This is a genomic window from Dyella caseinilytica, from assembly GCF_016865235.1.
Classification (GTDB): Bacteria; Pseudomonadota; Gammaproteobacteria; order Xanthomonadales; family Rhodanobacteraceae; genus Dyella_B; species Dyella_B caseinilytica.
Genome location: NZ_CP064030.1, coordinates 3,043,772 through 3,062,932, shown reverse-complemented (window position 1 = coordinate 3,062,932; position 19,161 = coordinate 3,043,772). Strand labels below are relative to the sequence as shown.

Here is a 19,161-nt window from a genome sequence, read left to right as displayed (position 1 = left end):
ACCGTCATCCCGGCGAAAGCCGGGATCCAGTGTCTTTCCGCACGAAAGTCGCTAGATTCCGGCTTTCGCCGGAATGACGGTGAGGCACGATAACTCTTCCCAGAGTCTTTATCCTTTACGAAAGCGACTTCAACCTATAAAGCGCCTCAAGCGCCTCGCGTGGCGTCATCGCATCCAGATCCATGGTCTCCAACGCGCGTTCGACAACGGAAGGCGCTGCCGCGAACAAGCCAAGTTGCGGTGATGCGGGAGACGATGTCGTGGTTGCAGGTGCCGCAACATGCGCATGCATGCCGCGTTCCAGTTCTGCCAGCGTGCGTCGTGCATCGGCGATCACGGATTTGGGCAGGCCGGCCAGAGCCGCGACTTGCAAGCCAAAGCTGCGATTGGCCGGACCTTCCTTCACGGCATGCATGAAGACCAGCTGTTCGCCGTATTCCACAGCATCCAGATGCACGTTGGCGATGGTGGTGTATTCGGATGCCAGTTCTGTCAGTTCGAAATAATGGGTGGCGAACAGCGTATACGCGCGGCTGGTTGCCGCCAAATGCACCGCGGCTGCGCGGGCGAGCGCCAGTCCGTCATACGTGCTGGTGCCGCGTCCGACCTCATCCATCAGCACCAGGCTTTGCGGCGTGGCGTTATGCAAGATGTTGGCGGTCTCGCTCATTTCCACCATGAAGGTGGATTGGCCTCGCGACAGGTCATCACCTGCACCGATACGAGTGAAGATGCGGTCGATGGGGCCGATGACGGCGCTCGAAGCGGGTACATAGCTGCCGATATGTGCGAGCAATACGATCAGCGCATTCTGTCGCATATAAGTCGATTTACCGCCCATGTTCGGGCCGGTGATCACCAGCATGCGGCGGCTGTCATCGAGCATCAGGTCATTCGGTTCGAAAGGCTCTTCGCGCACCTTTTCCACCACCGGATGGCGGCCACGCTCAATGGCGATGCCAGCAACATCGGTGAGTTCCGGTGCGCTCCAGTCGAGTGCTTCGGCGCGTTCGGCGAGCGTGCACAGCACGTCGAGTTCAGCCATCGCTGCGGCGGCGTGCTTGAGCGGTTCGAGTTGTTCGGTCAGTGTGTCCAGCAACGCTTCGTACAACGCGCGTTCGCGCATCAGCGAACGTTCCTTGGCTGAGAGCACCTTGTCCTCGAAGGTTTTCAGCTCTTCGGTGATATAGCGCTCGGCGTTCTTGGTCGTCTGGCGGCGTGTGTAATGCGTGGGCGCCTTGTCCGCTTGCCCCTTACTGATTTCGATGTAGTAACCGTGTACACGGTTGTAGCCGACCTTGAGTGTGGGAATGCCGCTGGCGGCTTTCTCGCGTTCTTCAAGTTCAACCAGATATTGATCAGCATGTGTGGCGAGGCGGCGCAGTTCGTCCAGCTCGGCGTCATAGCCATCGCCGATGATGCCGCCGTCGCGCAACAGCACGGGCGGTTGTTCGATGATGGCGCGCTTAAGCAGTTCGGCGAGGGCGGCGTGATCGCCAATACCGTCGACCAATCCATGCAGCAGCGGGCTGTCCAGCGTGGCGATCGATTCGCGTAATGCAGGTGCTGCAGCGAGACCGTCACGCAAGGTGGAAAGATCACGCGGTCGGGCTGAACGTAATGCCACGCGTGCGAGGATGCGCTCGAGATCACCGATGCCGCGCAACTGATCCCGCAGGTCTTCATAACGGCGCGTTTCGATCAAGGCGCCGATGGCTTGATGACGGCGACGCAATGTGTCGCGCGAACGCAGCGGGCGATTCAGCCAGCGGCGCATCAAACGCGCGCCCATCGGCGTTACGGTTTCATCGAGCACGCCGAGCAACGTGTGTTCGGTGCGTCCGCTGGGATGTGTATCCAGTTCCAGATTGCGGCGCGTGGCGGCATCCAACGCAATCGTTTCGCTGGCACTTTCTACAGCCATGCCGGAAAGGTGCGGCAGCGCGCTCTTCTGTGTTTCTTCCACGTAGCCAAGCAGACAGCCTGCCGCCGCAATCGCCAGTGGCATGTTGTCAACGCCAAAGCCGCCAAGATCACGCGTGCCGAAGAAACGGTTGAGCTCGCGTCGCGCTGCATCGCTATCGAAATGCCACGGTGGACGCTTGCGCAGGCCGGGCAGAGCGCTAACCAGTTTCGGCCACGCCACGTCTTCGCCGACCAAAGTTTCCGCCGGCTGAAGGCGCGCCAGTTCCGCCGCCAACGCTTCCGCATTCGACACTTCACTCAGCAGAAAGCGCCCGCTGGAAAGATCCACCCACGCCAATCCGTAACTGCCATGCGCACCGGCGGCAATCGCCAGCAGCAGATTGTCGCGGCGCTCTTCCAGCAGCGCCGCATCCGTCACCGTTCCCGGTGTGACGATGCGCACCACCTTGCGTTCCACCGGTCCCTTCGCCAAGGCAGGATCGCCAATCTGCTCGCAGATCGCCACCGACTCGCCCAACCGCACCAATTTGGCCAAATAGTTCTCGACCGCGTGATACGGCACGCCTGCCATGGGAATTGGCTGTCCGGCGGAATGGCCACGCTGCGTCAGCGTGATATCCAGCAGACGCGCTGCTTTGCGTGCGTCGTCGTAGAACAGCTCGTAGAAGTCCCCCATACGGAAGAACAGCAACACATCGGGGTGAGCTGCCTTGGCTGTGAGGTACTGGCGCATGCCAGGGGTGTGAAGGGAAAGGTCGTCCTGGCTCATTCGGTCAAGTCTTGGCGTTACGGGGCGGAAGGGGTACAAGGAGCGCTTCGCGCCGCAAACTGATGGCGTCGGGAAAGCGTGGAGTTTCGCATGGAGTTGTCATCCGTTCCTACCGACGCCGAGTTGATGGCGTGGGCCACGCAGGTGGCATCCGATGTGCAGCGAGAGCGATTAATGCTGGCCACTGCCGAGTCGTGTACCGGTGGCTGGATCGCCAAAGCACTGACGGATCTGGCGGGTAGTTCCGCCTGGTTCGAGGGTGGCATAGTGAGCTACAGCAACGAAGTGAAGGCAACGTTGCTTGGCGTCCGGCAGGAAACGCTGGAGCGTTTCGGCGCTGTAAGCGAGGAGACCGTGCTGGAGATGGTCTCCGGCGCGCTGGAACGCTTCGGTGCAGGCGTGGCTGTCGCGGTTACTGGCATCGCCGGTCCCACGGGAGGCTCGCCAGAAAAGCCGGTCGGCACGGTCTGGGTCGGCTGGAAGCGTCGTGACGGTCAGGCGCGCGCCAAACTGTTTCAGTTTGCCGGTGACCGCGAGGCCGTGCGGCGGCAGACAGTGGCAGAGGCGCTCATCGGCGTTCGCGAGACGCTGACAAGTTGATTAGAAATTAGCCAGCTGGTCGGCTTGACCGGTGTGGGATACTCAAGACCTGCACCGATCCCAACCCGTGAGACGGGCAGGGAGGAAGATGCATGCCACGACCACTTACGACCGGAATCAAGACGATGGATGACAACAAGCGCAAAGCGCTCGCTTCCGCCCTCGGCCAGATCGAGAAGCAATTCGGCAAAGGCGCGGTGATGCGCATGGGCGACCGCACCGACGACAACATCGAGACTGTCTCGACCGGTTCGCTGGGCCTGGATATCGCGTTGGGCGTCGGCGGTTTGCCGCGCGGCCGCGTGGTTGAGATCTACGGCCCGGAATCTTCCGGTAAAACCACGCTCACCCTGCAGGTGATCGCCAACTGCCAGAAGAACGGCGGCACGGCGGCCTTCGTCGACGCCGAGCACGCGCTCGATCCCGGCTATGCCCAGAAGCTGGGTGTCAATGTGGATGACCTGCTGGTCTCGCAGCCCGACACTGGCGAACAGGCGCTGGAAATCGCCGACATGCTGGTGCGCTCTGGCGCGGTGGATATCGTGGTGGTCGACTCGGTCGCCGCGCTGACGCCCAAGGCGGAAATCGAAGGCGAGATGGGTGATTCCCACGTCGGCCTGCATGCCCGCCTGATGAGCCAGGCGCTGCGCAAGCTCACCGCCAACATCAAGAAGTCCAACTGCCTGGTGATCTTCATCAACCAGATCCGCATGAAGATCGGCGTGATGTTCGGCAACCCTGAAACCACCACCGGCGGTAACGCGCTGAAGTTCTACGCCTCGGTGCGCCTGGACATTCGCCGCATCGGCGCGGTGAAGAAGGGCGAGGAAGTGATCGGCTCCGAAACGCGCGTGAAGGTGGTGAAGAACAAAGTGGCGCCGCCGTTCCGTCAGGCCGAGTTCGAGATCCTGTACGGCGAAGGCACCTCGCGCGAAGGCGAGATCATCGAGCTGGGCGTGAGCCAGAGCCTGATCGACAAATCCGGCGCCTGGTACAGCTACAAGGGCGACCGTATCGGCCAGGGCAAGGAGAACGTGCGTCAGTTCCTCCGCGACAATCCGGCCATCGCCGACGAGATTGACCGCGAGCTGCGTTCGCGCCTGCTGGTTGCTGGCTCTGGCGCGGTCGCGCCCTCCGGTGAGGCCCTGGAAGAGGCCTGAGCATGAGTGAAAAGCGCCTGCGCATTCTGCTCGTCGGCGCCTCCGGCACGCTTGGGCGTGCCGTGGCGGCTGAATTGGGGCAGCGTCACGAGGTGATCGCTGCCGGCCGCAACTCCGGCAGCGTGAAGATCGACCTCACGGACGTCGACAGCATTCGCAACGGATTGCAGCAGGCTGGTGAGCTGGACGCCGTGATCAGCGCAGCAGGCAAGGTCACCTTCGCGCCACTGGCGGATTTCAAGGCCGCGCCCTATGGCGAGTCGCTGCACACGCTGGGTATTGCCGACAAGCTGCTAGGGCAGGTGAATCTGGCTCTGGCTGCGCGGGATTATCTGCGTGATGGCGGATCCATCACGCTGACCACCGGCATCCTTTCCGAGCAGCCTATCGTTGAGGGAAGCTCGGCAAGCCTGGTCAACGGTGCGGTGGAGGCCTTTGTATACGCTGCGGCCATCGAGCTGCCGCGTGGCTTGCGCATCAATGTAGTCAGCCCCAACGTGCTGACCGAGGCGATGCCGTCCTACGCGCCGTTCTTCCGCGGGTTCGAGCCGGTGACGGCAGCACGCGCAGCGCTGGCTTTCAGTCGCAGTGTGGAAGGGGCGCAGACCGGGCAGATCTACAAGGTCTTTTGATTTCTTTCCTTTGCCGCTGTCGATGCTTATCGGGATGCTAAATCACCCTCAGCGTCATTCCGGCGAAGGCCGGAATCCACGCTTCGCACGCGCCATGGATTCCGTCCTTCGCCGGAATGACGCTGAGGCGAGGTCTTGCGTCTCGATAGAATGGCCGTCTCCGATCGAATCGCTGTCCAAATCTCTTCGCAGAGAACGGACAGAAAAACCATGAAACGCAAACCCGGTGACAATCCGGAAAAGCCTAAAACCAGCGCCTATAACAAAGCGCTGGGCATGCTCACACGCCGCGAACACTCCCGCCGCGAACTGCGGCAGAAGCTGGATCGCAGCGGCTATGCCGGCGACGAAGCTGTCGAAGCGCTGGATCGCCTCGGCGAGCAGCATTACCAGGACGACGACCGTTTCGCCAAGGTATTGATCCGCAGCCGCACCGCCCAGGGCTACGGCCCGATGCGCCTGCGCGCCGAACTGAAAAGTCACGGTCTGTCCGATGCACGCATCCGCAGTCTGCTGGATGCGGCGCAGATCGACTGGACCGAGGCCGCCGCCACCCAACTTCGCCGCCGATACGGCGCCCGGGGCACTTCGGACCCCGCCGAACGCGTCCGCCGGGCGCAATTCCTCTTGCGTCGCGGCTTTCCCGCCGCCACAGTACGGGATGTCACCCGCGCTGACGTGGACGACGCTGCCGACGATACCCCCTGAGGTCCACGTTCCAGGAAGGATGGATGGGCCGGTCGCGGCGTCGACGCCTGTTGCGTCCTTTTCTCTTTGTCCTCGATCTCATGAAAACTGCTGATATCCGCGCCGCTTTTCTCGACTATTTCCGCACCAAGGATCACACCATCGTGCCATCCAGCTCGTTGGTGCCGACCAACGACCCGACGTTGCTGTTCACCAACTCGGGCATGGTGCAGTTCAAGAACGTGTTTCTCGGCAGCGAAAAACTGTCCTATGTGCGCGCCGCGGACGTACAGCGCTGCTTGCGCGCCGGCGGTAAGCACAACGATCTGGATTCGGTCGGTTACACCGCGCGTCACCACACCTTTTTCGAGATGCTGGGCAACTGGTCGTTCGGTGACTACTTCAAGCGCGATGCGATCCGCTACGCCTGGGAGTTGCTGACGGGCGTTTTCAAGTTACCGGCCGACAAACTGTGGGTCACCGTTTATCACACCGATGACGAGGCCTACGGCATCTGGAACAAGGAAATTGGCGTGTCGGCTGAGCGCATCGTGCGCATCGGCGACAACAAGGGCGCACCCTACGCCTCGGACAACTTCTGGCAGATGGCCGACACCGGTCCCTGTGGTCCGTGTACCGAAATCTTTTACGATCATGGTCCGGAAATCGCTGGCGGCCCGCCCGGTTCGCCCGATGAAGACGGTGATCGCTACATCGAAATCTGGAACCTGGTGTTCATGCAGTTCGACCGTGCGCCCGATGGCACGCTGTCGCCGCTGCCAGCGCCATGCGTGGACACCGGCATGGGCCTGGAACGCCTCGCCGCTGTCCTTCAACACGTGCACTCCAACTACGAGATCGATCTGTTCCAGCACCTGATCCAGATCGCTGCAGAACTCACCAGCACCAAGGATCTGGCCAACAAATCCCTGCGCGTGATCGCCGATCACATCCGCGCATGTTCGTTCCTGATCGTCGATGGTGTGTTGCCGTCGAACGAAGGACGCGGCTATGTGCTGCGTCGAATCATCCGCCGCGCGTTGCGCCATGGCTGGATGCTCGGCGTGCGTGGCGACTTCTTCTGGAAGATGGTGCAGCCGCTGGTCGAGGAAATGGGCAGCGCGTATCCAGAGCTCGCTGCCAAGCAATCGTTTGTCGAAGAGGCGCTGCGCACAGAAGAGCAGCGCTTTGGCGAAACGCTGGAACACGGTATGCGCGTGTTCGACGAAGTCGCAGCCAAATCCGGCAAGACCATTCCGGGCGAAGATGCCTTCCGTTTGTACGACACCTACGGGTTCCCAGTCGACCTCACCGCTGACATTGCGCGCGAGCGTGGGCTATCGGTAGATATGGAAGGCTTCGACCGGGCCATGGAAGAGCAGAAGGAGCGAGGCCGTAGAGGCAGCAATTTCCAGGCAAAGGGACTGATGCCGGCCGAACTCGCGAGCCAGCTTAAACCCACCGTTTTCCTCGGCTATGAAACGCTTTCCAGCCAGGGCTGCAAGGTCGTCGGCATGGTGCGTGAGGGCAAGCAGATCGACCAGGTTGCTGTCGGCGAAGAAGCATTGGTTATCCTTGATCGCACACCGTTCTACGCCGAGTCAGGTGGTCAGGTAGGCGATACCGGTGCGTTGTCGAATGCCTCGGGATCGTTCGAAGTGAGCGATACGCTCAAGATGGGCGGTGTGTTCTTCGGTCATGCCGGCCGTTGGCAGGGTGCACAGCCTTTGCGCACGGGCGATCTGGTTGATGCGGCTGTCGACGCAACGCGCCGTCAGGCGACGGTACTCAATCACTCGGCCACGCATCTGTTGCACGCGGCGTTGCGCGACGTGTTGGGCGCGCATGTTACGCAGAAGGGCTCGCTGGTCGCACCGGATCGTCTACGTTTTGACTTCTCGCATTTCAAGCCGGTCAGTCGCGAAGAACTGGCTCGGATCGAAGCGATGGTGAACGCCGAAGTGCGCCGCAACGCGGAAGCCGAAGTGCGCCAGATGGCGTACGACGATGCGATTGCTTTCGGCGCGATGGCGCTGTTCGGCGAGAAGTACGGCGACGAAGTGCGCGTGCTGAAGATGGGTGATTTCTCCACCGAATTGTGTGGTGGCACGCATGTCGGCCGTACCGGTGATATTGGTCTGTTCAAGATCGTCAGCGAAGCCGGTGTGGCTTCCGGCGTGCGCCGCATCGAAGCTGTCACGGGCACCGGTGCGCTGGCTTATGTGGCAGACGAAGAGCGCCGCCTCGGTGAACTATCGCAGCTGCTTTCAAGCAACGGCGACGATGTTGCCGAGAAGTTGCGTCAGGTGCTGGACCGTCAGAAAAAGCTGGAACGCGAGCTCGAATCGTTGCGCGCTAAAGCCGCCGGCTCCATGACCGGAGACCTTGCCAGTTCAGCCAAAGATGTTGGTGGTATCAAGGTGATTGCTGCCCGTTTGGAAGGCCTCGATGCCAAGGCACTGCGCGATGGCGTGGATCAGCTGAAGCAACAACTTGCGGATTGCGTGGTGGTGCTGGCCGGTGCGGCGGATGGCCGTATTTCGCTGGTTGCCGGCGTGCATGGCAAGGCTGCGGGACGTATCAAAGCAGGTGATGTAGTGGCTTATGTCGCCGGCCAAATCGAAGGAAAAGGCGGCGGCCGTCCAGACATGGCGCAAGGTGGCGGACTCGACAAACCACAATTACCTGACATCCTGACAGGTACAGTCGGCTGGATTGGAGAGCAGCTTGCCGGTTGATGCGCCGCGTATGGACCCGATGTAAAGATTATGTGTAAATTGCACCTGGCGCTTGCGCTCGGCTAGTATCGGTTAGATAACGGTGCTGCCGGTTGCGTATAGTGCCGTGAAGGCAAGCTGTCTTTCGAGGCAACTTGGTTGTTTGGAGCCGGGGAAGGCGGTAAGGCCTTTGACGGACGCGAACGTCAGAACTGCGTGATGACTGTGCTCAGGGGTGAGGCAACACCATGCAGATGGCCTGTGACCACAAGCATTATATGGAGTAACAGCTATGTTGATTCTGACCCGCAGGGTCGGTGAAACCCTGATGATCGGCGACGAGGTGACCGTCACCGTTCTCGGCGTGAAAGGCAACCAAGTTCGCATTGGCATCAATGCACCGAAGAACGTGGCCGTGCACCGCGAAGAAATTTACCAGCGCATCAAGGGCGAGAACGAGCACGAAGGCGGCGCCTCGGGTGGATCAGGCGCACACGGGTAACCTCTTTACCTTGAGGGCGCTGGCCGGTATCCTTGCCGGCTCCGTGACACCACGGAAACAAAACACGGAGAGATGCCCGAGAGGCCGAAGGGGCTCCCCTGCTAAGGGAGTATAGGGTCAAAAGCCTTATCGAGGGTTCGAATCCCTCTCTCTCCGCCAGTAATATGGAACAAAGCCCTGATTTCTCAGGGCTTTTTCTTATGCGGCGTTCCTACTACCCACGTTGCTACCCATGTCGCGTTCCGCGATGCGTGCAGCTATCCATCGGTCCACTTCGGACTCAACCCATAGCGACCGCTTGCCAACTTTGACCGGTCCAGGGAATGTCTTTGCTGCAATGCCTGCGTAGATGGTGGTACGGCCAAGCCCGGCGCGTGCTGCGACCATCTCAAAAGGAATCAGGGTGACGGGCACACGGTGCACAGGTGCGACAGCTTCCGGCTGATCGATCACGGCAAGATATCCCCGTCATACGCACTGCAACGCTTCACAAAAGCATCTGCGAACTGCTCCGGGTCACTGTCGCGCTGATTGAAGGCGAGTGCGACGGCCGTTTGCAATGCGTGATGCACGCTTGCCTCTTCATGCTCGGCTGCTGCTGTCACTGCTTCTGAAATTGAATCCTGCGACTTGCCAGCATCGCGGGCCTTGGCGATGGATACAACGGATGGACGAAGATCCTTGCAGAGCTTGGCGCGGCCAGCGGCATGGCTATGGCTGAAAGCCAGGACGGCGAGAACGGTAGCGGTGACGGTCAATGTCTTCATGTGTATTCCCCTGCGATGTGGCCCGCGTGATTGCGCGCCGGTCGGGTGTAATTGTGGCGTAAATTCTTGCGGTTGTTTAGTTGGCTGTGAATTGCTCGCGATCACTGATGGCGTCAACATCGGCTTAGGGAATCGAACAGGATGCAGAAACATGGCTCGTTCTCCGAAGACAAAAGGCAAGGAAGGTAGGGATCGCACCCTGGGGCTTGCGAGGCTGGATGATGTTCATGCAAAGCTGGTGTGGGAAACGCAGCAATTCATGAGGTGGCAACGTTCGCCAAGGCGACCGAATCACCCTGCCATGTACATGGCCCAAAACGCCGCGAGCACGGCGTGGAATATGGGTGATTGGCTCGCAGCAGAGCTTGATTTTGAGAAGGGCTGGGAAAAGGCTTCGCGGCTTACGGGTAGGTCGTTGAAGGGCATCGGCTCGTTGCAAGAGTGGATGCGTGAAGACATGAACCTGCGTAGCTGCCAGCAAATCGCGCTCGCAGTAAAACATGTGACGCTTGCAGAGCGCGCGTACGAAGCAGATTTTCAGACCGTCGATCAAGTCTTTGACATTTATGCAAGATTCGAAGAGGACGGGCATACGATTGCAGAAGGCCATGCTGTCCCAAGACAGCTTTCGGTGCACCAGGCTGTTTGGCTCGAAGGTGCATTTAGGGGGATGTACGATATGAATTTCGTTCTCCTTGGGGCCGTAACGTGGTGGCGCGATGTGATCGCTAATCTGCGTGAATGAGTTCACCGGCATTCCATCAAAATGGAATTTCCTCTATCCATTTCTCACAGCCATTAAGCTGCTCGCTTTCCGGCACCTGCATTTTCCACTGCGAACAAAAGCCAGTCTGGAACTGTAGACACTGGCGGCACGGTGTTAGATCGGGGAGGGCTAACACTGCTTTCACTGTATTTTGCGCTGCTATCAGCAGTCGCGCTTTCTCCGCCACGTTCGGCAAGTTGTCCAAAGTCATAGTCTTTTATCTCGGGGAATTTTTCGGTTTCGTCTACGGCAATGCTTATCGGCGTCGCCAGTGAATCGACTTGCGTTAGTGCTTCCTCAATCGTGCGTGGTGCGTTGCTACCCGGCAGGCGCTTTTGCCACCAGTCCACGGCCTTCATCCGCGCCATGCCGCCATGCTCGAAACACATCCACTCACTAAATGAGCGCATGCCGCATGAATAGGTAACTTTCAGGCTGGTGATTTTTCCGGGTTTCGCGTGCATGGCGTAGCGCACGCCGCTGACCTGGTGCGTGTGGATCTTGCGCGCGATACCCGCACCAGTTGAGAGGATCGGAGCGTCAACGTGCGTGTCATAGTGCTGTGGCTTAGCGCTACCGAATTTGTGGCCGCATTTCTTGTCAGGCCCAACCATCTCCGGGCACTCGCGTGTACTCATGGGGAGCAACGCCTTGCACGTCGGGCACTCTTTGAGCTTGCCGGTTTCAACTTCGCGCTTGCCAGTCTTTTTACTGGGCATGCCTACTTTGATTTGATCGACAGGCCCATGCTCCAAAAGGTTGCCCGCGTAGTCGAGCACCAGGCAGTCATCCTTGCCGCCAGCAGCGATAGCCGCGAGGCGTTCCGATACCGTGTCGATTGCATAGCCCTTCGCGTACACCACGCGGAAGCCGCGCCCGATTTGCTGATACATCAAGCCCGGCGACTTGGTGGGGCGCTTCATCACCACCACATCAATATGCGGAGCGTCAAACCCTTCGCTCAACACGTTGACGTTAACCATCCACCGGATGCGGCCAGCTTTGAACGCTTCGATAGACTGGCGGCGCTGCGCTACCGGCGTGATCTTTTTATTGCCGGTAATCATGGCGCACGATTCGCCGTACTTGCGCAACTCGTGCATGACCATCTCGGCATGCTTGACGTTCACGCAAAATATGATGCCAGCCTTGCGGCCAACGGAGCGCGCAAGCATGTCGCGGACGCTACGCTCCACTAGCGGGATCATCGCTGCCGCTAGTTCGTCCTCTACGTATTCACCACCCTTCACATGGACGGCTGATAGGTCGGGGCGCTCAAGTCCGCCAGGCGTGACAAGCTTGGATAGGTAGGCGTCGCCTATCAGGTCGGGGATGCGCGCCTCATACGCAATATCATTGAGGATGTACTCAGGCCCGCAGATCGGGATCGCGCGGCCTTTCAGGCGATAGGGTGTAGCAGTGAGTCCACCAAAGCGTACGCGCTGATTGATCTTTTGCGCATCCGCGAAGAAGCGCAGATAAGCGCCTTCACCATCAAGCGGGATGCGCTGCGCCTCATCCGTTAGCAGTAGATCGAACTGCCCGAGCATGTGCGCCTTGTCATACACGCTCTGTATCTGCATGTATTGGATCTTGTCGAATCGGTCACGCTTACGCAGGCCAGCCGCGTATATGCCCATGGGCGCGTTCGGCCACATGGCGCGCAGCTTTGCCGCGTTCTGTTCCACCAATTCTTGATTGGCCGCTAGGATGCCAATACGCAGATCCCATTTCTGCACCGCGTCCATCGCGATGCCAGCCATAAGCGGAGACTTGCCCGCCCCGGTAGGCAGCACAAGCGCGGGATTTCCGCCGGACACTTCAAGGTAATTCCAAAACGCGGCCTTTGCGTCTTGCTGATACCAACGTAGTTGCATCAATGCACCCCGCGAACTGCATCGATCAGGCACACATCAACCACGCGGCGGCACATCGCCAGGTCAAAGTGACCGATGTGGCACGCAGCGCGAGGTATTCCAAGCCGTTCGGCAAGCCACGCGTAACGCTCGCCACGGCGGCGCTTATTGCCCTTCCACGACGGATCAAATGCGGCATGTGCATCCATGCGTGCGCGGCGTAGCTCAGCGTTTGCGAGCGTGCCAAGCGGATTGGTGGTGCCGCGCTCGCAGCCAATCCATGCGCCGCACGGGCGGCAGATGTGGAACTGCAGACCGCGCAAGTCGGGACGATGCGGATAGACAGCAGGCCCACGCACCAGGGCGGCGGGCTGGTTGCAGTAACCGCACATGACGCTCATGCAGCCACCTTCGCGCGCTTGGCGCGCAGACGTTCACGGCGGCGCACGTTTGAGCATTTACAGCACTGGTGCGACGATGCGTAGCGTTCCGTTTCGCGGCACACCTTACACGGCTCGCCAATGTACCGCGCGCCCGGCACAGATCGACTATCAGCGATGTGGCGACGGCCGACGCCGCCACGGATTTTGCGTTCCTCCACCGCAGTGAGAATGTCCTCATTCAACAGTGCGTGGAACGTCGCCACCGGATCATTAGCGGCAGGTTGGCGATACACGCCAACAAGGTCGCTCTCAAGCGCGTGCCTGGGAGACTCAACCGTGACGTGTCCGGACGGCGCGAGACACACGGCCAGGGGCTTCCCGTGCTCAGCGATGACCATCGCTACGCGCTGCGAGATATCAAGCACGCTGTTTGCCCCGATGCGCCCGCATTTAATCTCGTTCATATCAGGCCGCCTTTTGGACAATGCGGGCATCGAACGTATCGCGCACTTCATTTGCTGCCGGGTCGCGGATAAATTCGGGCGTCGCTGCGAAGAGTTCGGATGATTCATAGGAGTTCGGGCCACGCTCCCCATTGCGGAATAAGTGGCCGTCCGGCGTCTTGTATTCGACCCAGTTTTCAGCCTCGCTCGCGTCAACCACTTCGCCCCAGCGCTTGAGAAATACCGGAATGTAACGATGAGCGGGGCATCCGTCCGCCTGGTGTTCGTGCGGAATGTCTTGGCCCCACTTAGCGCAGCTCCACCGGCCATCGCCTTCGCGCTCCGGGGTCGAGTGCAGGCAGGTGCGGCACGACACGCGCGGCAACTGCGCCGTGTGGCACACGCTGGTCATGGGGCATATCTTGCATTTGTAGAACGACGGATCGCTGCTGATGCCTTCCGGCGGCGCTTCCGCGAAGATGACGCGCTCAGCCTTCGCGACTAGGCGCGTGCCCTCCGCTGGGCTGTAATCGATACGCTCAGCGTGCAAGCTGTCGTCGTCTTTGCACACGGCCAGGTAAAGCGTGCGCGTGAGGTTTGATAGGTGCATTTCCACCTGATTTTGATCGACGTGTTCAGGCTTAGCCACGGCCACACCATCGCCGGGAATCATCATGACGGACGGATTTGCGCGGTACTTCTTGCGGTCATCCGACTTGCCCGCCAACTTGGCGAAAGACTTCTCGCCGCTGGTCTTGTAACTGACGTTGTGCCAGGTTTTCGGTGCCTCGGGGATGCCAACGGCCACGCCGTCAATCTTCGCGACCAGGTGGCCGCCGCAGCCAGTGAACGTGAATTGCTCGCCAGTGGCCGGATCAAGATCGTGCACGGTGCAACCAATGCCGCGCAGTTCGTCGGTGAATACCTGTTCCTCACGATGGCCGCGATTGAACAGGCGCAACATGCGGCCTTCGAACTGTTCTACTGCAGCCCAACGGAACGAGTAGAACAACCTGCGTTCGCAATCGTTGCCAATCTGCGAAGCTCCAAGGCGACGCGAAAGGCGCTGCGGCTGATCAGCCCACCACTTGTAAATGGCCTCAACAGTGAGCGAGCGGGGACGCTGGGGAAGTGGTGCCATCTTAAATCATCCCAAAGAATCGGAACGCCACGCGCGCACCTTGAACTGCGCCGCACTGCGTTACGTATGATTTTGTCGTGTAGCCGCCGCGCGTGTTAGGCGCTCCGCTTGACGGTCGCCAGTAGATGCCGCGCAAGCGCAGGCCGTATCTATTGCGCGTAATTGGGAAGCGATAACGGAAAACTTCGCCAACGCGCTGGCCGTTTACGAATAGTGCGAGCGTGTGCGAGTCGGTGCGTTTGGTGGTTAAGCTCATGGCTCATCGGCTCCGTGTGGGGTGGTGCTCTATCGGTTGCGGCCTGGTGCAAGCCGCAAGCGGTAGAACAGTTGCCGGGTTCCGCGACACCGCCCGGCGCGATGTTTGAAGTTGTGCACGTCCATGTGCACTGGTGCGCGAATCACCTGCGACGCTTAGGCCGCGCTACGTGCCCACGAAGGTTTCTGCGCGTCACCGCCGCTCGCCTGGTTGGCGGCCGGTTGCTGCTGCCCGACGTTCTGCGCTGTCGGTGCGGCGATGGGTGCGCCGTCTGCCTTGCGCCATGCCTTAACCTCGTTCTTGTCCTTGGGCACGGTGTAACGGCCCTTGTTCTGAACGGTCCCTGCCTTGATGAATTCCACGCGGATGATGTGGTTCTTGAAATGCAGATCCGCCGAATCACGCGGATTCGTCACGCCGGTTGCTTCGCGGATGCTAGCGAACTGGCGGTTGGCAATCTGCGAGGTCTGCGCGTTCGGGTGCTTGAGGCTCAAGTCACACCACACCTTGCGGTTTTTGAATTCGCCTTCCGCGATGGTGTACACCAGTGCCAGCTTTTCGCCGTCCGAGTTCTGGAAAGGAACCATGTCGGAGTCGGAGATGTGCGCGATGTATTCGCCGGTCGGAAGCGGGGAGAAATCGGTTTGGGTTTCGGCGTTCGGATCGTAAGAGCCAGTCAGATTTGCCATGTTTTTATGTCCTGGTTGAAGTCGGTTTGTTACTGGTGGTGCGGTGAAGCTGTGTTGCCGTTTAGGCGGCTTTCTGCGCGGGAGTCATTGCCTGCATGAGTGCATCCCATGACAGGTCGATGGTGTCGGGCATGTTGTAGCGATTGCCTGCGATAAACGCGGGCTTGGCGTTGACATGCAGCACGCGGCGGCCGGTGCTCATGCCGCGCGAGCGCGTCTTGCCGCCTGCCGCGTTCTCTTTCTTAATCGCGGTTTCTTCCGTAGCGAAGCCAATCACGTCGGCCCACTCGACAGCCAAGCCAAGCGCTCCCTTTTGCAACTTCAGTTCGTAGCGGTCATAGGCTTCAGAGTCCGGTGAAGCGAAGTTTTTGACGATGCTATGCGCGATGAGCGCAATGGCCTTGCCATGGTTGACGCGCAGGTCATTGAGCGACGCGAAGAAAAGACGCCACGTGTCGTTAGCTGCGATGTAGCCCTTTCCGTAGCCTGGTGCTTCGATGTCCGGCCAGTTGTTGACCTGGCACGTGTACTTCCACACCAGCGGTTCGAGCCAGTCCAGCGAATCAACGCCCACGGTGCCGAAGTCGTTTGCCTCATGCTTGAGGCTTTCCAGCGCTTCCATCACTTCCTCAAACGACTTGAGAAGCGGGAATGAGTTGGTTTCGATGCCTTCGAGACCATCCTCAAGCGGGAGAAAAATCGGGTTGTACGCACCGGCCACAAATGTGGATTTGCCGATCTTTTGCGAGCCGTGTATCACGATGCGCGGCGGGTTGCTGTTGCGCGTGGTCTTGCTGATTGATGCGAGCGAGATTGCCATTTTCAGTTCTCCGTGTTCAGTGCGTTTAGTGCGGCTGCGATGTGGCGCGCTTGGAAAATCGCATCGTCAAGCGCGTTGTGATGGGTGCCCACACGTTCAGGCAGTGCGATGCGATCACCGGCTAGCGCAACGACGGTCCGGCCGCATCGATTCTTGCGGTAATGCCACGGTTCATCGACGCCGAAGGTTTGGGCGAGGCTTCGCACGGTTGCGTTATCAAAGTCCGCGCCGTAGCCGTAGACGCCCGCGACGGCATGCGAGTCGAGGAAGTGGCGAAGATCGTGCAGCGCCCCACTCACCGAATCGCCTGGCGTGGTCAGCAGCACGCGCGCCTGCTCGTCCTGCTCTTTCCACCAAGCAAGCGTGTCAACGCCCACAGTGCGGCCGACGCGATGCTGTTCGAGCTTGCTAAGCACGCGGTGAAACGTGCCGAGGATGCCGCCCGCCCGGTTGAACACCGCACAGCCGATGGAAAGCACGACGGCAGTTGGAGCGCGATCCAGCGTTTCGATATCGATTGCGGCGTTAAGCTCCATGCTCATGCCGCCTTACCCATCTGCTTTGCCAGCCATCCCGGCATCGCGGGCGCCGCTTCCTCCGCCACGGCCACGGCCTCAACCACAGGGGCGGCTTCCAACTTCGGAGCGGGCGCGTGCGTTTCGAGCGCAGATAGCTTTGCTTCCGCCTTAGCGATCAGCTCCACTTTTACGGCTGGCTTGCTCGGCTTGCTGATGAGCGCTTGCGCCAGGATGGCGTACTCATCCGCGTGGTTATCCTTCATGTCTTTAAGACCGGCCGCGATGGTGTCGGGCTTGTACTTGATGGCTGCGGCGAAGCGCTCGGGGTTGATCTTGTCCTTGATCGCGGCGAGTGCTGCGGGATCGACGCTGATGGTTTGGTCAAACGTGACGGTGCCCTTGAAATAGTCACCTTTCTTGCTCACGCTGCCTTTTTCCTTTTTCGGCAGCAGCGCGATCACGGCATCCTCAGCCTTGAGGCGCACGTCCTTTGCAACGGCTTCGCTGATCTTTGCGGCAGCGAGCGCTTCCAGGGCTTCGTCTAGCGGGTTGTTGTAGTCAACGGACATGGTTAAGTCTCCGAATTAGCGCGCCAGCCACACGGTTAGGCACATGAAAATTTCGCTGGCGGCAAGCTTCGCGAAGAAACGTGCAGCGTCATTCCACTCGGCGCGATTCACGCGCAATCCTTTGGCGCAAGGCGCACGGTGTCTCGCAGGTAGCGCGTTGCCTGGGTCAGTGCGGCGGCGCGGCTGTGGAGGCGCTTGAGCGCGTCCAGGGCGATACGCTCAGCAATGTGCATCGTGGTGCAGCCGTGGTGCGACTGCATACGCACGGCACGACGAAGGGCGAATAGTTCGGCGGGATAAATGGCGGTACTCATGCGGCGTTCCTCAGTGAGGGGCGCGGCGAGAATTCGCGCGCCATGTGGTCAAGTGCGATTGCGAGTTCGCGGGCGTGCTTTGAGCGGCCGATAGCCAGGGCGTACTTCTGTCGGCGCGCGTACCAGCCGGGGAGCATCACGTCATAGGTACGGCGGCGCGTCATGCCGCCAGGGACAGCCGCCGCCGCTTCGTGCATGTCGCGGTTGGCTAGCGACTTGTCCCAGCCCGTAGCGTCCCAGCTAGCTAGCAGCCTGAAATACCGGCGAGCGGCGAGGCGTGCGGCGCTGCGCGCGGCGTAGTAGTCGCGGCGAGGATCGGGGCGCGTGCCGCGACCGATTTGCTGGCAGTAGAGTGCGAGGCTCATGCGTCACCTGCCAGCGCGATTGCGGCGCGTGCTTCGCGGGCAGACGTGAATACGGCAACATTACCGTCTGCATCTAGCATGTCCTCATAACCGCCCACGCTATCCATCAGCGCGGGATTGCGGCGCGATACAAGGAAACAGCCGTAACTGCGTCCGCTTCGGATGCTGTCCACGAACCATGCGCCAGGGCGTTCGGCGCGCTTTGGCTCTGCGCGCTTCATCATGGTGCGATCGTTCGCGCTCGGCACGCTGTAGCCGGGCATTACAATCACTTTGACCGGCGCGACTTCCAGGCCGCGCGTGCCGGTGCGCATGGATGCGCGGTGTGCGGATTCCAAGTTGCGTTGTGCAAGAGCGCTCATGATTAGGTCTCCTGGTAAACGTGGCGATACGCGATTGAGCGCGAACCGTCGCGGTATGTGATGGATGCGCCAACGCGGCAGGCGTTGCCTGGGTGAACACATGCGATGCTGCGAGACTGGTTCTGCGCGCCAAGTGCGCCGTAGTTGCGCAGGCGCACTTGCGCGGTGGTCTTGATTGCTTTGCGGGCGCTCATGCGGCTTTCTCCGTAATCGGAATGAGTGCCGCAATCGCGGCGGTCTGCGACGTGGAAGACATGAGCGCGTCAAGCGACTTGCCGAGGCGATTGGTAACCACAAGCTCGGGTGTCGCGTAGTCACGGCGAACGTTTGCGCGTTTAAACCATTCGCGGTTTAACCTCATGTTCTTTTTGCGTGCAGCACCAGTGATGCCGGTGCCGACGTGATGCGGCATGCGCAACTGCGGAACGTGGAACGGATCGCGGCTAAAGCCGGTCTTGACGCGCTCGACACCGCCACTAATCCAGCGGATGCGCCATGCCTGTTTGTATTCGTGGAACGTGCCACGGCGAATCGTGGTGCCGTCTGCAAACGTGGCCGTGTAGGTGCGATGAGCGTTCATGCCAGCACCTCTGCAGCGATGTAATCGACCATCTGCACTGGTACGCGGCCATTACGCTGCACGCGGAAGCGTGTGGTGCTGGCAAGGTGGCAGTAGGTGTCGCCGTCTTCGTTCACGCGGCCCTGGGCGAGTACGCGCCAAGTGTCGCCGTCGTGGCTAATTACCTTGTCGCTCGGTTGCTGATTCATTGGCTTCTCCGGCTTGTGCCCACTCGGGGCGGCGTGGAGGAACCTTATCAACGGAAATCCGTTTCGTCAACGGTATTCAGTTGCATTGGGGCAGAAAAAAGCCGCGACCCAACTGCGGCGCGGCTTTGCGGGCTTTCCTACCCAGTTCGGA

Annotated in this window: 24 protein-coding genes and 1 tRNA gene; 8 read left to right on the top strand and 17 right to left on the bottom strand. The window is 60.2% G+C overall.

The genetic code is table 11. The annotated features are described in order from the left end of the window. Nucleotides 1–115: 115 nt before the first annotated feature. Complete coding sequence (mutS, locus tag ISN74_RS13260) at nucleotides 116–2,695, bottom strand: DNA mismatch repair protein MutS (RefSeq protein ID WP_188799688.1); 2,580 nt, start codon at nucleotides 2,693–2,695, stop codon at nucleotides 116–118. Nucleotides 2,696–2,785: 90 nt separating this feature from the next. On the opposite strand from mutS, the gene ISN74_RS13255 reads away from it, so the two are divergent. The 7 genes from ISN74_RS13255 to ISN74_RS13225 all read left to right on the top strand — a co-directional run bounded on the left by ISN74_RS13255 (nucleotide 2,786) and on the right by ISN74_RS13225 (nucleotide 9,152). After that, nucleotides 2,786–3,295: a CinA family protein gene (locus ISN74_RS13255; RefSeq protein ID WP_188799687.1), complete on the top strand. Its 510-nt coding sequence runs from the start codon at nucleotides 2,786–2,788 to the stop codon at nucleotides 3,293–3,295. Between the two features lie 125 nt (nucleotides 3,296–3,420). Continuing rightward, entirely contained in the window at nucleotides 3,421–4,455 is a 1,035-nt protein-coding gene (gene recA, locus ISN74_RS13250) for a recombinase RecA (protein WP_203546767.1), read from the top strand. A gap of 2 nt (nucleotides 4,456–4,457) precedes the next feature. Further along, nucleotides 4,458–5,087, top strand: coding sequence for a short chain dehydrogenase (locus tag ISN74_RS13245; RefSeq protein WP_229679267.1), 630 nt, complete (start codon nucleotides 4,458–4,460; stop codon nucleotides 5,085–5,087). Between the two features lie 210 nt (nucleotides 5,088–5,297). Further along, entirely contained in the window at nucleotides 5,298–5,795 is a 498-nt protein-coding gene (locus tag ISN74_RS13240; protein ID WP_188799686.1) for a regulatory protein RecX, read from the top strand. Between the two features lie 80 nt (nucleotides 5,796–5,875). Continuing rightward, the gene (gene alaS, locus ISN74_RS13235) at nucleotides 5,876–8,512 is read left to right on the top strand and encodes an alanine--tRNA ligase (RefSeq protein WP_188799685.1); all 2,637 of its coding nucleotides are present in this window, start codon (nucleotides 5,876–5,878) and stop codon (nucleotides 8,510–8,512) included. 271 nt (nucleotides 8,513–8,783) lie between these two features. Further along, nucleotides 8,784–8,993: a carbon storage regulator CsrA gene (gene csrA / locus ISN74_RS13230; protein ID WP_188799684.1), complete on the top strand. Its 210-nt coding sequence runs from the start codon at nucleotides 8,784–8,786 to the stop codon at nucleotides 8,991–8,993. Between the two features lie 66 nt (nucleotides 8,994–9,059). Next, nucleotides 9,060–9,152: transfer RNA gene (locus ISN74_RS13225), tRNA-Ser, on the top strand. Between the two features lie 39 nt (nucleotides 9,153–9,191). Here the strand turns inward: ISN74_RS13225 and ISN74_RS13220 are convergent. Beyond that, complete coding sequence (locus tag ISN74_RS13220) at nucleotides 9,192–9,446, bottom strand: helix-turn-helix transcriptional regulator (RefSeq protein ID WP_203546612.1); 255 nt, start codon at nucleotides 9,444–9,446, stop codon at nucleotides 9,192–9,194. Next, nucleotides 9,443–9,913 carry a hypothetical protein gene (locus ISN74_RS13215; protein WP_188799683.1) on the bottom strand — a complete coding sequence of 157 codons (471 nt, stop codon included), beginning with the start codon at nucleotides 9,911–9,913 and terminating at the stop codon, nucleotides 9,443–9,445. Before ISN74_RS13215 ends, ISN74_RS13220 begins: the two co-directional genes overlap by 4 nt. Here ISN74_RS13215 and ISN74_RS13210 point away from each other — a divergent pair. After that, nucleotides 9,912–10,505, top strand: a complete 594-nt coding sequence (locus ISN74_RS13210) for a hypothetical protein (protein ID WP_188799682.1) — start codon at nucleotides 9,912–9,914, stop codon at nucleotides 10,503–10,505. The genes ISN74_RS13215 and ISN74_RS13210 overlap by 2 nt on opposite strands. Before the next feature lie 53 nt (nucleotides 10,506–10,558). Here ISN74_RS13210 and ISN74_RS13205 read toward each other — a convergent pair whose 3' ends face one another. From ISN74_RS13205 to ISN74_RS13140, 14 genes are all read right to left on the bottom strand, one after another. Then, nucleotides 10,559–12,403, bottom strand: a complete 1,845-nt coding sequence (locus ISN74_RS13205; protein WP_188799681.1) for a DEAD/DEAH box helicase — start codon at nucleotides 12,401–12,403, stop codon at nucleotides 10,559–10,561. Then, nucleotides 12,403–12,783, bottom strand: coding sequence for a zinc-finger-containing protein (locus tag ISN74_RS13200; protein ID WP_188799680.1), 381 nt, complete (start codon nucleotides 12,781–12,783; stop codon nucleotides 12,403–12,405). The genes ISN74_RS13205 and ISN74_RS13200 overlap by 1 nt, the downstream gene beginning before the upstream one ends. Further along, nucleotides 12,780–13,229: a hypothetical protein gene (locus tag ISN74_RS13195; RefSeq protein WP_188799679.1), complete on the bottom strand. Its 450-nt coding sequence runs from the start codon at nucleotides 13,227–13,229 to the stop codon at nucleotides 12,780–12,782. Before ISN74_RS13195 ends, ISN74_RS13200 begins: the two co-directional genes overlap by 4 nt. 1 nt (nucleotide 13,230) lies before the next feature. Then, nucleotides 13,231–14,349 (bottom strand): oxidoreductase, encoded by a 1,119-nt coding sequence (locus ISN74_RS13190; RefSeq protein WP_188799678.1) that lies wholly within the window; start codon nucleotides 14,347–14,349, stop codon nucleotides 13,231–13,233. A 411-nt stretch (nucleotides 14,350–14,760) separates the two neighbouring features. Then, nucleotides 14,761–15,294 carry a DUF669 domain-containing protein gene (locus tag ISN74_RS13185; protein ID WP_188799676.1) on the bottom strand — a complete coding sequence of 178 codons (534 nt, stop codon included), beginning with the start codon at nucleotides 15,292–15,294 and terminating at the stop codon, nucleotides 14,761–14,763. Between the two features lie 61 nt (nucleotides 15,295–15,355). Beyond that, nucleotides 15,356–16,114 (bottom strand): ATP-binding protein, encoded by a 759-nt coding sequence (locus tag ISN74_RS13180; RefSeq protein WP_188799675.1) that lies wholly within the window; start codon nucleotides 16,112–16,114, stop codon nucleotides 15,356–15,358. Nucleotides 16,115–16,116: 2 nt separating this feature from the next. Beyond that, nucleotides 16,117–16,656: a 3'-5' exonuclease gene (locus ISN74_RS13175; RefSeq protein ID WP_188799674.1), complete on the bottom strand. Its 540-nt coding sequence runs from the start codon at nucleotides 16,654–16,656 to the stop codon at nucleotides 16,117–16,119. Next, nucleotides 16,653–17,201 (bottom strand): DUF7173 family protein, encoded by a 549-nt coding sequence (locus ISN74_RS13170; protein WP_188799673.1) that lies wholly within the window; start codon nucleotides 17,199–17,201, stop codon nucleotides 16,653–16,655. The genes ISN74_RS13175 and ISN74_RS13170 overlap by 4 nt, the downstream gene beginning before the upstream one ends. Nucleotides 17,202–17,308: 107 nt before the next feature. After that, a complete protein-coding gene (locus ISN74_RS13165) occupies nucleotides 17,309–17,515 on the bottom strand; it encodes a hypothetical protein (protein WP_188799672.1) in 207 nt (68 codons plus the stop codon). Then, nucleotides 17,512–17,880 carry a hypothetical protein gene (locus ISN74_RS13160; RefSeq protein WP_188799671.1) on the bottom strand — a complete coding sequence of 123 codons (369 nt, stop codon included), beginning with the start codon at nucleotides 17,878–17,880 and terminating at the stop codon, nucleotides 17,512–17,514. The genes ISN74_RS13165 and ISN74_RS13160 overlap by 4 nt, the downstream gene beginning before the upstream one ends. Further along, nucleotides 17,877–18,242, bottom strand: coding sequence for a hypothetical protein (locus ISN74_RS13155; protein WP_188799670.1), 366 nt, complete (start codon nucleotides 18,240–18,242; stop codon nucleotides 17,877–17,879). The genes ISN74_RS13160 and ISN74_RS13155 overlap by 4 nt, the downstream gene beginning before the upstream one ends. A gap of 2 nt (nucleotides 18,243–18,244) precedes the next feature. After that, a complete protein-coding gene (locus tag ISN74_RS13150; RefSeq protein ID WP_188799669.1) occupies nucleotides 18,245–18,436 on the bottom strand; it encodes a hypothetical protein in 192 nt (63 codons plus the stop codon). Next, on the bottom strand, nucleotides 18,433–18,822 hold the full coding sequence (locus ISN74_RS13145; protein ID WP_188799668.1) for a hypothetical protein: 390 nt from the start codon (nucleotides 18,820–18,822) through the stop codon (nucleotides 18,433–18,435). Before ISN74_RS13145 ends, ISN74_RS13150 begins: the two co-directional genes overlap by 4 nt. Next, complete coding sequence (locus tag ISN74_RS13140; protein ID WP_188799667.1) at nucleotides 18,819–19,010, bottom strand: hypothetical protein; 192 nt, start codon at nucleotides 19,008–19,010, stop codon at nucleotides 18,819–18,821. The genes ISN74_RS13145 and ISN74_RS13140 overlap by 4 nt, the downstream gene beginning before the upstream one ends. Nucleotides 19,011–19,161: the final 151 nt, after the last annotated feature.

Bases quoted from the DNA above. Each gene is read 5' to 3' on its own strand.
- mutS (WP_188799688.1), bottom strand. From the start codon at position 2,695: ATGAGCCAGGACGACCTTTCCCTTCACACCCCTGGCATGCGCCAGTAC.
- ISN74_RS13255 (WP_188799687.1), top strand. From the start codon at position 2,786: ATGGAGTTGTCATCCGTTCCTACCGACGCCGAGTTGATGGCGTGGGCC.
- recA (WP_203546767.1), top strand. From the start codon at position 3,421: ATGGATGACAACAAGCGCAAAGCGCTCGCTTCCGCCCTCGGCCAGATC.
- ISN74_RS13245 (WP_229679267.1), top strand. From the start codon at position 4,458: ATGAGTGAAAAGCGCCTGCGCATTCTGCTCGTCGGCGCCTCCGGCACG.
- ISN74_RS13240 (WP_188799686.1), top strand. From the start codon at position 5,298: ATGAAACGCAAACCCGGTGACAATCCGGAAAAGCCTAAAACCAGCGCC.
- alaS (WP_188799685.1), top strand. From the start codon at position 5,876: ATGAAAACTGCTGATATCCGCGCCGCTTTTCTCGACTATTTCCGCACC.
- csrA (WP_188799684.1), top strand. From the start codon at position 8,784: ATGTTGATTCTGACCCGCAGGGTCGGTGAAACCCTGATGATCGGCGAC.
- ISN74_RS13210 (WP_188799682.1), top strand. From the start codon at position 9,912: ATGGCTCGTTCTCCGAAGACAAAAGGCAAGGAAGGTAGGGATCGCACC.
- ISN74_RS13215 (WP_188799683.1), bottom strand. From the start codon at position 9,913: ATGTTTCTGCATCCTGTTCGATTCCCTAAGCCGATGTTGACGCCATCA.
- ISN74_RS13205 (WP_188799681.1), bottom strand. From the start codon at position 12,403: ATGCAACTACGTTGGTATCAGCAAGACGCAAAGGCCGCGTTTTGGAAT.
- ISN74_RS13200 (WP_188799680.1), bottom strand. From the start codon at position 12,783: ATGAGCGTCATGTGCGGTTACTGCAACCAGCCCGCCGCCCTGGTGCGT.
- ISN74_RS13195 (WP_188799679.1), bottom strand. From the start codon at position 13,229: ATGAACGAGATTAAATGCGGGCGCATCGGGGCAAACAGCGTGCTTGAT.
- ISN74_RS13190 (WP_188799678.1), bottom strand. From the start codon at position 14,349: ATGGCACCACTTCCCCAGCGTCCCCGCTCGCTCACTGTTGAGGCCATT.
- ISN74_RS13185 (WP_188799676.1), bottom strand. From the start codon at position 15,294: ATGGCAAATCTGACTGGCTCTTACGATCCGAACGCCGAAACCCAAACC.
- ISN74_RS13180 (WP_188799675.1), bottom strand. From the start codon at position 16,114: ATGGCAATCTCGCTCGCATCAATCAGCAAGACCACGCGCAACAGCAAC.
- ISN74_RS13175 (WP_188799674.1), bottom strand. From the start codon at position 16,656: ATGAGCATGGAGCTTAACGCCGCAATCGATATCGAAACGCTGGATCGC.
- ISN74_RS13170 (WP_188799673.1), bottom strand. From the start codon at position 17,201: ATGTCCGTTGACTACAACAACCCGCTAGACGAAGCCCTGGAAGCGCTC.
- ISN74_RS13165 (WP_188799672.1), bottom strand. From the start codon at position 17,515: ATGAGTACCGCCATTTATCCCGCCGAACTATTCGCCCTTCGTCGTGCC.
- ISN74_RS13160 (WP_188799671.1), bottom strand. From the start codon at position 17,880: ATGAGCCTCGCACTCTACTGCCAGCAAATCGGTCGCGGCACGCGCCCC.
- ISN74_RS13155 (WP_188799670.1), bottom strand. From the start codon at position 18,242: ATGAGCGCTCTTGCACAACGCAACTTGGAATCCGCACACCGCGCATCC.
- ISN74_RS13150 (WP_188799669.1), bottom strand. From the start codon at position 18,436: ATGAGCGCCCGCAAAGCAATCAAGACCACCGCGCAAGTGCGCCTGCGC.
- ISN74_RS13145 (WP_188799668.1), bottom strand. From the start codon at position 18,822: ATGAACGCTCATCGCACCTACACGGCCACGTTTGCAGACGGCACCACG.
- ISN74_RS13140 (WP_188799667.1), bottom strand. From the start codon at position 19,010: ATGAATCAGCAACCGAGCGACAAGGTAATTAGCCACGACGGCGACACT.